Annotated in this window: 10 protein-coding genes and 1 pseudogene; 3 read left to right on the top strand and 8 right to left on the bottom strand. The window is 65.8% G+C overall.

What is annotated here, in order from left to right:
• Positions 1 to 313 precede the first annotated feature (313 nt).
• Complete coding sequence (locus tag ACIRRA_RS31660) at positions 314 to 1,000, bottom strand: alpha/beta fold hydrolase (protein ID WP_402775756.1); 687 nt, start codon at positions 998 to 1,000, stop codon at positions 314 to 316.
• 163 nt (positions 1,001 to 1,163) lie between these two features.
• On the opposite strand from ACIRRA_RS31660, the gene ACIRRA_RS31665 reads away from it, so the two are divergent.
• A complete protein-coding gene (locus ACIRRA_RS31665; RefSeq protein WP_402775759.1) occupies positions 1,164 to 2,324 on the top strand; it encodes a serine hydrolase domain-containing protein in 1,161 nt (386 codons plus the stop codon).
• A gap of 513 nt (positions 2,325 to 2,837) precedes the next feature.
• Here ACIRRA_RS31665 and ACIRRA_RS31670 read toward each other — a convergent pair.
• The 3 genes and pseudogenes from ACIRRA_RS31670 to ACIRRA_RS31680 form a co-directional block, all read right to left on the bottom strand.
• A pseudogene (locus tag ACIRRA_RS31670) lies at positions 2,838 to 2,942 on the bottom strand (Tn3 family transposase); the annotation flags it as partial.
• 107 nt (positions 2,943 to 3,049) lie between these two features.
• Positions 3,050 to 3,838: a class I SAM-dependent methyltransferase gene (locus ACIRRA_RS31675; RefSeq protein ID WP_402775761.1), complete on the bottom strand. Its 789-nt coding sequence runs from the start codon at positions 3,836 to 3,838 to the stop codon at positions 3,050 to 3,052.
• Positions 3,839 to 4,451: 613 nt separating this feature from the next.
• A complete protein-coding gene (locus ACIRRA_RS31680) occupies positions 4,452 to 4,937 on the bottom strand; it encodes a hypothetical protein (RefSeq protein ID WP_402775764.1) in 486 nt (161 codons plus the stop codon).
• An 887-nt stretch (positions 4,938 to 5,824) separates the two neighbouring features.
• Here ACIRRA_RS31680 and ACIRRA_RS31685 point away from each other — a divergent pair.
• Positions 5,825 to 7,330, top strand: coding sequence for an FAD-binding oxidoreductase (locus tag ACIRRA_RS31685; RefSeq protein ID WP_402775767.1), 1,506 nt, complete (start codon positions 5,825 to 5,827; stop codon positions 7,328 to 7,330).
• A 194-nt stretch (positions 7,331 to 7,524) separates the two neighbouring features.
• Here the strand turns inward: ACIRRA_RS31685 and ACIRRA_RS31690 are convergent, their stop codons facing one another.
• The 4 genes from ACIRRA_RS31690 to ACIRRA_RS31705 form a co-directional block, all read right to left on the bottom strand.
• Positions 7,525 to 7,887, bottom strand: a complete 363-nt coding sequence (locus ACIRRA_RS31690; protein WP_357010756.1) for a MarR family transcriptional regulator — start codon at positions 7,885 to 7,887, stop codon at positions 7,525 to 7,527.
• 99 nt (positions 7,888 to 7,986) lie between these two features.
• On the bottom strand, positions 7,987 to 9,753 hold the full coding sequence (locus tag ACIRRA_RS31695) for an MFS transporter (RefSeq protein WP_402775770.1): 1,767 nt from the start codon (positions 9,751 to 9,753) through the stop codon (positions 7,987 to 7,989).
• Positions 9,754 to 9,888: 135 nt separating this feature from the next.
• Complete coding sequence (locus tag ACIRRA_RS31700) at positions 9,889 to 10,836, bottom strand: MerR family transcriptional regulator (protein ID WP_402775773.1); 948 nt, start codon at positions 10,834 to 10,836, stop codon at positions 9,889 to 9,891.
• 193 nt (positions 10,837 to 11,029) lie between these two features.
• Complete coding sequence (locus tag ACIRRA_RS31705; protein WP_402775776.1) at positions 11,030 to 11,479, bottom strand: MarR family winged helix-turn-helix transcriptional regulator; 450 nt, start codon at positions 11,477 to 11,479, stop codon at positions 11,030 to 11,032.
• A 122-nt stretch (positions 11,480 to 11,601) separates the two neighbouring features.
• Between ACIRRA_RS31705 and ACIRRA_RS31710 the strand changes: the two genes are divergently transcribed.
• Positions 11,602 to 12,051, top strand: a complete 450-nt coding sequence (locus ACIRRA_RS31710) for an SPW repeat protein (RefSeq protein WP_402775779.1) — start codon at positions 11,602 to 11,604, stop codon at positions 12,049 to 12,051.
• Positions 12,052 to 12,128 lie beyond the last annotated feature (77 nt).

Consider the following 12,128-nt stretch of genomic DNA (forward strand, 5'->3'; position numbering starts at 1 on the left):
ACTGGTTCCTCGCGTACTCCTCTTCATCCCGCTTGCCGGACCCGCACCATCTGGCAGTACTGGCCACGCCCCGGCTTTGTCAGGGCTGCTCCCACCCTCCCCGGCACCACCCGGATCAGGCTGCCCTCGGCTCCACCGACCTGCTACGACAGTCCGGAGGCGGGGCCTCTCACCGCCACTCGAATCACAGCGCCTCACGGCGCACGCCACTAACTGGACAGACCCGGAATCAACGGAGGCGGGCCTACACTCTGATCGCTCATCGGCTGACATGTGGGGCCGTCGAGCCGCTCCATCCCGGCGATGGCGTGTGTCAGCTCCTGGGTGAGGTCGCGCGATCGGCGATATCGAGCAGCAGCTTCAGATACTCATCGGGGGCGTCGGCCAGCACATTGTGGCTTGTCGGGAGGCTGTGAGTGCGCCATGACGGGTCGTGCTGCAGCTGCTCGTACACAGCGGTGAACGGCGTGCCCTCCCATTCGCTGAGATAGATGTACTCGCGAAGGATGTCCGCCGGTGCCTCGCGCGTGAGCCGGATCCGTTGCAGGAACGACGCGAGGGGATGACCGGTGGCGCGCGGGTCTGCGCCCGCGGGCACGGGCACGGTGATCCCGTCGCCGGCCGCACCGTCGAGGAATATCCGCTGGAACAGCGGGGAGGTGAGTTCGAAGCACGACTGGCCGTCGGCGGGCACGTAGGCGTCGGAGTACACCAGAGCGGCCACCCGTTCGGGAATGCGGTCGGCGACACCAGTGATGACCATCCCGGCATAGCTGTGTCCGACCAGGATGACGTTGTCGAGCCGTTCGAATTCCAGGACCGACACGACATCGTGGATGTGGGTGTCCAGATTCGTTGTGGGCGAGAGTAAATGGCTACGATCACCGACTCCTGTGAGTGTTACCGGGTAGGCGGTGTGCCCGTGTCGGCGAAGCTCGCTCGCGAGATCCGAGTACCACCATCCGCCGAACCAGCCACCGGGAATCAAGACGAAGTTCACGGTCAACCCAACCGGTCCACGACCTCGGCTATTCCGGATGACGTCCTCAGCTCTATAAGCGGCGCAACGTCATCGAAGGAGCTCCTGCTGGGGGACTTCCCTCATTCCGATTCGGGGATCTACCGGATTCGCCGCGATGGCGGGTGAAACTAGTGTTGCGCCAATGACTTCGACTCGGCGAAAGCATCGCGCCATCGCACTCAGCATCACCGCGCTGCTCTGCACCGCGCTGGCTACCACCGCCTGCGAGCCCGCTGCTTCCTCGTCCGAGGGGCAGCTGCGCGGGGACGCCGAAGCGATCCATGCTCTGGGCATCAGCGGGGTGCAGGCCCGCGTCGTCGCGCCCGACGGTGGGCAGTCGGTCGCCACCAGCGGCACCGCCGACCTGAACACCGGCACCCCGGTGTCTGCCGACGGCTATTTCCGCATGGCCAGCACCTCCAAGACACTGATCGCCACCGTCGTCCTGCAACTCGAAGCCGAAGGCACACTGAGCGTGGACGATACGGTCGAACGCTGGCTGCCGGGCGTGGTGCAGGGCAACGGCAACGACGGCAGCCGGATCACCCTCCGCCAATTGCTACAGCACACCAGCGGCATCCACGACGACCTGCCCGGATACACCACGGCCGACGAGTACTACCGGCAGCGTCACGACGTCTACAGCGCCGAGCAGCTGGTCGCCCGTGCCATGGCCCATGCACCGGACTTCGCGCCCGGCGAGGGCTGGGCGTACTCCAACACCGGCTACAGCCTGCTCGGAATGATCATCCAGAAGGCGACCGGTCGCCCCGCCCACCAGGAGATCGAGGCCCGCATCCTGCGCCCGCTCGGCCTCGACGAAACACGATGGCTCGACACCACACCCACGCTCCCGGATCCGCACGCCGCCGCCTACCAACTCTTCAGCGCCGATTCCCGCGTGGATGTCACCGACCAGACAGCGGTGGATCCCGAAATCCTGTCCTGGGTCACGACCACGCGAGACGAGAGCACCTTCTTCCGCGCGCTGCTCGCAGGCCGCCTGCTTCCCGCCCGCCAACTGGCCGAAATGAAGCAGACCGTCTCGGTGAGCGCGGAGGTCCAACAGCTATGGCCCAACGGCCGATATGGCCTCGGCTTGGCCCAACGCCCACTGTCCTGTGGCGGCGCCTACTGGAGCCACGAGGGCGGAGACGGCGGCTACATCACGTTGAACGGCGTCACCGACGACGGCACCCGTAGTGCCGTCGTCTCCATGTCCGAGGCCCGCGGCGACACCCCCGAACACATTCTCGCCCAAGAAAACTCGGCAAGCACCCTGATCGACCACGCCCTGTGCTGAGCGCTGGAGAACCGGAACCGGCCAGCCGACGACGAACAGATTTCCGCCGATGCCGGCGTGAGCCGGCCCGTAGGAGGCGCCCGGTGGCCGCGGCCGAGGCACCGAATCCGGGCCTGGGTGTGCGCACCGTCCAGGCCGTCGGACGGTTCACCGACATCTCTGCAGCTCAACACGCGAATACGTGAACCTGCCGTAACCCTCATCCGCCACCGCGACGTGAAATCACTTACCGGCCAACCCCGTTCGCCGAATCAGGTCCGTAAGCGCCGGATTTCTCAAAGATGTTCCTCGACCCCCGACACGCGCTATCGCCGCTGGTCAAGCCATATTCGCTGTTGTTTGCGCCGAAACAACTGGAACCCCAATGGCTGAACGGATTCCCCGGCGGGCCAGCACCACTGGTGAACGAGACGTTCTTCCACCGGGCCCTGACCACCGACAGCTACCCTTCACCCGCTGAGGGTGAGAAGACGGCTGGCCATGTTCAATTTCACCTCGCCGTAGGGCAGGACCGAGCCCTTCCTTGATCTCCCGCTGAAGTTCTCGGCTGCGCAGGTACCGGCACAGAAAGATCGTCTTCTGCGCCCGGCCCAGCTCGATCATCGCCCGATACGCGGGTCCGCCAGCAGCGTCAACATGACCTCTGGGGCGTGGCGGCGCAGGTGGCTCGGCGACTCCAAGGCCTTCATCAGCCCGGCGAACACGAAGCCGGCGAGCTGTCCGTTTCACAGTTTGGTGTAGACCACGGCCGCCTGCCGTCTTGCCGCCAGGAATTCGACTGCGATCGTGGGGTCGGCCGCGGCGACAAGAGCGATGAACGCGGACGTGCTGTAAGAGCGCAGCAAGCTGATGTAGGCGTCGTGCAGGACGGGAGCGACCGCGGAAGGTGAGGATTGGGTCAACAAGAACACGGCAGCGGGCAAGAACAGCAGAAACGCGAGGGCCATCACGATCGCCGGCGGCCGTTTCAGGTCGATGACGAGCAATTTCTTCCCGACGCGGGTGCCTTCGGCGATGGCCCGGTAAGCCGCGCTCGGCGGGAGATGGTGGAAGGACATCGCGAACACGACCAGGTCGTAGCTGTCATCGGGCGCGTCGATGGCTGTCGCATCGACGACCTCGGCGGTGGCACGAGGGCAGTGGCCGAGGGGGCCGGCTTCGATATCGGCGACCGATGCCGGGTCCAGATCGGTGACGGTCACCTCCGCGGTGGGGTGCAGATCGAGTACCCGTGCCGACAGCCCGCCATGACCGGCGCCGAGCTCGAGCACCCGCGGATTCGGGATGCCGAACAGTTGTTCGACTACCAGCTGCGCGTTGTAGTCGTGATGGCCTGTGCGTTCGCCGGCTCGGTCGAGATACGCGGCGATCTTCTGCTTGCGCCGGCTGGGCACATCGTCTCTGTCGAGGTACTCCGGCCTGCTGGTCTGTAGATGCCGGTCGAGCCAGGAGGCATCCGGACCGCCACGAGGCATCGAATCGATCGTCTCGATATCGGTGGTGTGTCGAGTCATTACGGAATCTCCCGTGGCGGGGATGAGCACCGAACAATGCGGTCACATGCCGGTCGACCACGCCCCTCGAGGATGGGCACATACGTCTAATTCGATACGACGCCGAACTATCGGTCAGCGCGTGCGGTGCTGGTGGCTGCGACGGCATCGTCGAAAGCCGGCATGCAAATGTCGATAGCGCCCGTGCACACCCACCTCAGCCCATTCACGACACCACCTTCGGCGCGGCAACGATGCCGCAACCTGACTCCAGCGTAAGCCCGGGACTCACGAATCTGCCACAGTGCCATAGCTTCTTGAGTTTTCCCCGCGAGACGTATCCGATGAGGTTCAGTCCTGACATGAACGGGCTCGCTACTTCACACGATCCCCGTCGCCTGCACACCGATGCCGCGGGTGGCCTGAGACCCGAGACAAAGCCGCACGGGACGATTTTCCGGACGCTCCGACACCGAGCTGTGCCCGAACCGGCCTGGCAGGTCGGCCGGACCGCAGTGGGCGCTACAACCACGGCTCGGTGCCCCGGGTGTTCGGAATACGATCATCAGACGAACGCGGACACCTCGGCCCTGATTGCCACGCGCTTTCCCGATGGATGGCTGCGGCTCGGCCCTCACCGTCGTTTCTCGTGCGTTCCCTTTGGCGACTTCGGTGTCTGTTCGATTTTCCGCGCGTACTCGTCCTCCGATTCGCGGCGATGCCTCTGCAGCGCAACGTCCGCTGGTTCTGTGCCGACGATACGGAGGTGGACTCCCGGTAGCCCTTTGCGCGCGCCGTGTTTGGACATACGGGTCACCACCGTGTCCCCGATGCGCAGGGGTTTGTTGAAGTTCGTCGGGACATACGCCAGGACCTGCATCGAGGCGGCGCCGGGTCTGTCGTAGGGCGTGAGGGAAACCACCCGAGGCAACGACGACTTGTTCGGGCGCTCGGTGGACGCAGGTTCCCGGGTAGGACCGACGTCGGTCACCACAAACGTCCTGTCCGGCCACTTCTTCCGTGTCGTCGCGTACGCGACCGCGGCCAAACCATATGGGTGACCAGAAATTGCGAGCTTGCCGCCATTTTCACCGCGAAGCTTCTGGCTGCGCTTACTCATTGCCCTCACCTTCCCGCGAGTCGTCTGCGGGTAACGGCGTGCCCGCAGCTGTGCTGAACCCAGTTGAGCAGGGACGTATCCGCTGCTCAGCATGCCATCACGCAGGGCAGGCCGAGGCCGAACCCCAGTAAATTCGCCATGTGCCGGGCACCCCACCTGAACGCGCTGACCGATCCGCTCCAGCAGGGCATCGCGGTGAAGATCCTCGCTGGCATCGCCGCCGGCGAGCACGCCGAACGAGACGTCCTGCTGGACCCGGCCCTCGCGCTGTTCTTGACTCGAACGTTAGGAACCTCACCCGATGGGCACAGAGTGCCCAGCTCTGGTCGGCGGGACGAGGCTGGCCCTCCGCGAGGGGAAAGATATCGCCTGGGCTCGAAGCACGAGTCGCTTCCGCGTCCAGTTGGGCCGACTACCTCGCAGCCGAGGTTGTCGAAAGTCATGGTCACGCCGAGTCTTGATCTGCACTCGAGGATCAGTGGCCCCCATGCCCATATCCGATCTTGTATGGCGACCGACCGAGGCCCACACCGACTCGGGGGAATTATCTTGGAACACAAGGGTTTACGATGGCATGTCCTGGCCGTCGCCGCAGCATTTCGAGAACGGTGAGCTGCCAGGGGATCTCGTGGAGCGGGCCGATGTGGTCATCGTGAGCCGGAGCAGACCTTCGCCTGGTGGCTCATTCCGCCCGACACTCCGGCTGACATGGGATCTCGGTAGCGGGGCGTCGACACACCCGGGCTCGATTGAGCGAATGAACAGTGAGTGAACCATGATCGAGTGGTGTTGTGTTGTCCGATGGGTATAGGCGGGTCGCGAACGTTGATATCGAAAGCGAATAACCGGGCGGCGCACCGCATCTCGATCGGCTTCGGGAGACCGTCGTGAGTCCCCGCTTCGCGCGAAGCGTGTTCCTGCGGGGTGCGCTCGGAATCGCGGTCGCCGGTGTCGGTTTCGCCGGGACCACCCGACTGCCTGCCTCCGGCGCGGCGCCCGCCGCGGGTTCCTCCGACGGCACCGCCGGTTCGTCGGGCAGCGCCACCGGCTCCGGGACCGGCAGTGCCGACCCGAAATGGCGTGCGTTACAGGACAAGCTGCGCGGCCGGGTGATACTCCCCGGCGATCTCGGATACCCGATGGCCAAAGAGGTCTTCAACACTCGGTTCGACAACGAGACGCCCACGGCTATCGTGCAGGTCGCGGATGCCGACGATGTGGCCACCGCCTTCGGCTTCGCCGCCGAGAACGATCTCGAGGTGGCGGCGCGGGCGGGCGGGCATTCCTACGCCGGGGTCTCCACGGCTACGGGCACGCTGGTCGTCGACGTACGACGTCTGCGCGGAGTCCGAGTCGAGGCCGAACGGGCCGTCATATCACCGGGTCACACCCTCTACGAGGTCTACGGGGAACTCGACCGGTCCGGGCAGAGCCTGCCGACGGGCATGTGTCCCAGCGTCGGCGTCGCGGGTCTCACCCTCGGCGGCGGGTTCGGCTTCGAATCCCGCGCCTACGGCCTCACCTGTGATCGGCTGACCGCCGCCACCCTGGTCCTGCCCGACGGCACCATCACCGAGGTGTCCGCCACTGCCCGCCCGGACCTGTTCTGGGCGCTGCGCGGCGGCGGCTCGCTGTTCGGCATCGTCACCTCGCTGACCTTCGACACCATCCCTGCGACCGCGAAAGACGTGGTGCGCCTGACCTTCTCGGGCGAGAACGCGGATCGCGTCATCAGCGGCTGGCAGGAGTGGCTGCGCAGTGCCGACCGCGAACAGTGGGCCGATGTCAGTGTGGACGCCGACGGCGAGGGCGGCCTCCGCTGCTGGATGCAGCTGGTCTGCCCGGCGGGTACGGCAGAGACGGTCACGGCCGCGCTCACCGACGCGATCGGCGTCGTGCCCGCCGACATCGATACCCGCACCCTCAGCCATATGGACACCGTCCTGTATCTGGCAGGTGGCACGGCGGATCAGCCACGCGCCGCCTTCACCAACGGCTCCGACATCATCTCGGACCTCACCCCCGACACCATCGGCCGAGTGCTCGAGGCCGTCACCCGGTTCTCCAGCGTCGGCGGCACCGGCTGGGTACAGATCAACACCCTCGACGGCGCGATCCGTGATCTGTCGCCCACCGCCACCGCCTTCCCCTGGCGCGACCACGCCGCCATGGTGGAATGGGGTGCCTACGAACCGATTCCGCACGACGCCGCAATGGCTTGGCTCTCCGACGCCCACGCCACCCTCGCCTCCGATTCGGTCGGCGCGTACGTCAACTACCTGGAGCCCGGCGATCCGCTGTCCCGCTACTACGGCGGCAACCACACCCGCCTGTCCGAGCTCCGCAGTCGAGTGGACCCGGACAATCGGATCCGTTCCGTCCTGACACCGTGACCACGCCCGTCCTTCCGATATCGGGGACTCAGCGTCGAGCGAAGACGGATGTCGATGGCTTCCATTTCCTCGACGCTGAGCTCACCGACGTGCTCGGTGATCCAACGGGATCCGACACAAGGACGACCAGGTCACGCCGAGGCGACGGGCGGCGATCGACACGACATCGAGTGAGGCGGAAACGCGGCACCGCGCTACTGGTCGAGGGCCTCGATGAGGGTGTTGAGGCCGGATTTGACGGACTCGCGCTGGGCCGGGGTGAGGGTTTCGAGGGCGCCGGCGAAGCGCTGGATGCGGGCCGAGGTGAGGCCCGTGACCAGGTCGTGGGCGGCGGCCGTCGCGGTCAGGAGTTGGGCTCGGCCGTCCTCCGGGTCGGCGTCCCGGGTCAGGTAGCCACCTTTTTCCAGGCCCGTCACTATGCGGGACATGGTTGGGGCGCTGACCCGTTCGACATTGGCCAGGTCGCCGAGGCGGAGGGGTCCGGAGCGGGCGACGGTGGCCAGGGCCGAGGCCGCCCCAGGGCTGAGGGCCCCGAGGTCGCCGGAGTGGCGCAACAAGCGTAGGAGGCGGCCGATCGAGTGGTACAGGTCGGCAGCTTCGGTGAGCTGGTCGGGGTCGGCGACGCTCGTGGGCTCGGGCAGCGTGATCTCCTCCGGTCAGATTCCCTCGCGGACGGCTTCACGCAGTTCGGCAGCCTCGTCCGGGACGGCGGGGCTACCGGCGAACCACGAGGCCACCGCGCCGATCAGCATCATAATCGCGGCTCCCAGGAAGACCACGACCAGACCCGAGTGGAAGGGGCCGGAGATCAAGTGCGGGAAGAACTCCTGGCCGGTGAGCACATCGCCGTGCACGCCGGGCTGATTCAGAGTGCCACTGGGACCGAGCAATTCCTTGATCGGGTTGTAGCCCAGGAATGCGGCGAACAGGCTGCCCACCGGAGGCAGGTCGGCGATCGCCTGCGCCGAGTGCGCGGGCACACCCTGCTGCTGCAGACCCGAATTCATGGCGTCCGGCAGCGTATTCGACAGACCCACGATCATCAGCGAAAAGAACAGGCCGATCGACAGCGCCATACCGCCGTTGAACAGCGTGCCGCGCATGCCCGAGGCGACACCTCGCTGAGCCGCGGGCACGGCCGACATGATCTCGGCGGTGTTCGGCGAGGCGAACATGCCCGAGCCGAGGCCGTTGAGGGCGATGACCAGCGCGAAGACCCAGTAGTCGAAGTCGACGGGCAACACCACCAGCAGCACGAACGTCAGTCCGGTGATCAGCATGCCGACGGTGGCGAACAGCCGCGCCCCGTACTTGTCCGACAGCTTGCCCGAAACCGGTCCTGCCACAAGGAATCCCACGGTCAGCGGCAGCAGGTAGATACCGGCCCACAGCGGGGTCTGCTCGAAGGAGAACCCGTGCAGCGGCAGCCAGATGCCCTGCAGCCAGATGATGAGCATGAACTGCAGACCGCCCCGACCCAGCGACGACATGAGCCCGGCGACATTGCCCAGCGCGAACGCCCGGTTCTTGAACAGCGACAGATTGAACATGGGCTGGGCGACCTTGGTCTCGATCACGCAGAACACCACCAGCAGCACGATGCCGCCGATCACCGCGCCCAGCACCCACGGGTTGGTCCAGCCGGTCTTCGAATCCCCGTGCGGCTGAATGCCGTAGGTGATGCCGGTGAGCAGTGCGGTCAGACCCAGCGCGAAGGTGATGGTGCCCGGCAGATCCAGCGAGCCCGGGCTGCGCTGGCCATTGTCGTGCAGCGAGCGATACGACCAGATGGTGCCGAGAATGCCGAACGGCACGCTCACCCAGAAGATGGCCTTCCAATCCCACTGCGACAGCACGCCGCCGATGAGTAGACCCAGGAACGAACCGGCCACGGCCGCAACCTGATTGATGCCCAGCGCGAATCCGCGCTGGTCGGCGGGAAACGCGTCGGTGAGGATCGCGGCCGCATTGGCCATCAGCATGGCGCCGCCGACACCCTGGATCACACGCCAGGCGATCAGCCACACCGCGCCGCCGCCGTGTGTGTACGGATCGAACGACAGGGCCACGGCCGCGATGGTGAACACCACGAACCCGTAGTTGTAGATCTTGACGCGCCCGACCATGTCGCCGAGCCGCCCGAACATCACCACCAGCACGGCCGAGGACAGCAGGAACCCCATCATCAGCCACAGCAGGTAGCTGACATTGGCCGGCTCGAGCGGATTCAGCCCGATCCCGCGGAAGATGTCCGGCAGCGAGATCGTCACGATCGACGAGTTGATCGTCACCATGAGCATGCCCAGCGTCGTGTTCGACAACGCTACCCACTTGTATTTGGGGTGATCATGCTCGATCCGGAGGCGTCTCCGAATGGTCTGGACGTCACCGGCATCCAAACCGGTGGTAGGGGCCGCAGCCATCAGAGCCTCCCGCAAGTCAACGAACGAACAGCGCCTAAATATAGTTGCATGTCGCTAACTAATGAAATCGTGTGATGGCTCACTCACCGGAATCGCCCGGCTCGCCGCGGCGAGCCGGAGCCCCGGCGGGCAATTTCAACGGCAAGCGGGGATGGCCCCGGCCAACCACTCCAGCACCTGATCCGCGTGCCGGTCCGGCGGGAACACCGGGTAGAAGACATGCTCGATGACCCCGTCCCGGACCACGAGAGTCAGACGCTTGTAGAGGTCGCGGCCATCCGACTCGAAGGTCGGCAGCGATAATTCGGCTGCCAGGCGGAAAGAGGTGTCGGAGAGCAATCCGAACGGAAGGTTCAGGCGGTCGACGACCTCGCTCTGATACTCGATGTCCTGACTGGACAGTCCGAATACCCGAGCGACGCCGACAGCCAGCAATTCACCGTGATGGTCACGGAAGCCGCACGCCTCCGGGGTGCAGCCACGTGCGCCGGGGATCTCGTTCCACCCGAGCGGTATGTCGGTATCGGGCCGGCCGGTGAGTGGATACAGGTAGATGATCGTCCGTCCTGCGGGCAAGGCGGCCAGATCAACCTTGGTCCCGTCGGTGCAGTCGAGCACGAGCGCCGGCAGTTTCGTACCGGCCAGGTGTGCCGCCGCGCCGTCGTCCTCGGGCACCGGCAGGTCCGCGGGCAGTGTGAGCAGGTCGGTCACCGGCGGCGAGACCCGACTGTGGCGATAGGCGGCATCGCGCAATCGAGCCGCCAGCGCGCCCCTGCGTTCGTTCAATGCGGTGATGCGCGAGTCGATTTCATCGATGGCCCGTTGGTACTCCGCCAGCGACGCCGGGCAATCATCGACATGCTCTTCGCCCGAGGCGAGGCACTCGAGAAACGGCCGCGTCTCATCGACGGGAATCCCGAGTCCGCTCAACTCCTTGATCTCACGCACGAGCCGCGCGTCGTGCTCGGAGTACTCGCGGTAGCCGTTGCCGGAACGGTCCGGTGTGATCAAACCCATTGCCTCGTAACGTCGAACCGCCTTCGGGCTCACCTTCGCCAGCTGCGCAACCTGCCCTATTCTCACCCGCCGACGGTAAACCCTGCCCCCGGGGACAAGGTCAAGCGTGCCGACGCCCCGCCTCCACGAGTCGAGAGCTGCGGCGTGGGCGTAGAGGTCGCTGGGCGATCCCGTCACGCGATGGGCGCGTCTCGCACGGGTCCGACCGGGAGACGGTGCGGACGGTCTTCGAATGGCGTGGGCGGGAATGGCGGAGTGGCTATCGTGCCTGCGGAATGGCGACGGTCAGGTCGGCCAGCGCGTCGACGAGGGGGGTCAGTCGCCCAAGTTCTTCCAGGTGCGTGGCGCTGAGCAAGGCGAGGGTTTGTTTGCCTGCCTCGGTCAGGGTGAGGCGGACGACGCGGCGGTCCTTGCCCTCCTCCCGGTTACGGGCGACGAGCCCGGCTTGCTCGGTGCGATCGATCAGTTGCACCACGCTGTGGTGACGGGCGCTCAAATATTCCGCGATTTCGCTGACGCTGGGCCCGCCCGGGTCGAGATGGCCCCGGATCGCCAGCAGCAGTTGGTGCTGAGCACCGGTGAGTCCCACGTCGGCCGCCCGGTGCTCACTCCAGCGCAGGAACCGGCGCAGTTCGGCGCGGAACGCCAGCAGTCTCGAGTACTCCTGGTCGGTCAGGGGTTCGGACCGCGACGTCGACTCATGCGTCATGAAGTGATATTATCACATTATGACGTAAGGACCGGTGGTGACTCGGATCGGTTGCATGTCACTGTCGTCTCAGCCGTCCGGTTCGAGCGCCTTCATTGCAAGTCCGAAGGGTGGTGGAAGACATGGCTACTGAGGCCATGAGCATGCACCTGCATCCCGACATCGTGGAGTTGCGGGCGAAGCATGAGAAGTATGAACTCGCCGCGATGGAACCGGCCCCCCAAGCGGTCACCGGCCTGATGTTCCTGACCGGGCTCTACATCGCGATCTCCGCGTGGGTTGTCGGATTCACCCGGTACCCGGCCTTGACCGTGAACAACCTGATCGTCGGGATCGCCCTGGCGGTGCTGTCGCTGGGGTTCGCCTCCATGTACGGGCGGATCCACGGCATCGGCTGGACCGCCCCGCTGCTCGGGGTATGGATGATCATCACCCCCTGGGTCGTCAGCGGCGATGCCGCCCATACCGCGACGATCTGGAGCAACGTGGTGGCCGGTGTGGTCGCCTTGCTGCTCGGGCTGGGCTCGATGGCGCTCGGCATGCGCCGCAACCGTTCGAACCGCCCTGCATAGTGCGAGCCGGACTGTCACTGGATCCGGCCTGCACCTCACACACACGCGGATGAGGAATCGCCTCCTGCGGCGATGTC

The sequence above is a fragment of the Nocardia sp. NPDC101769 genome, from assembly GCF_044766925.1.
In the GTDB taxonomy this organism is placed as follows: domain Bacteria; phylum Actinomycetota; class Actinomycetes; order Mycobacteriales; family Mycobacteriaceae; genus Nocardia.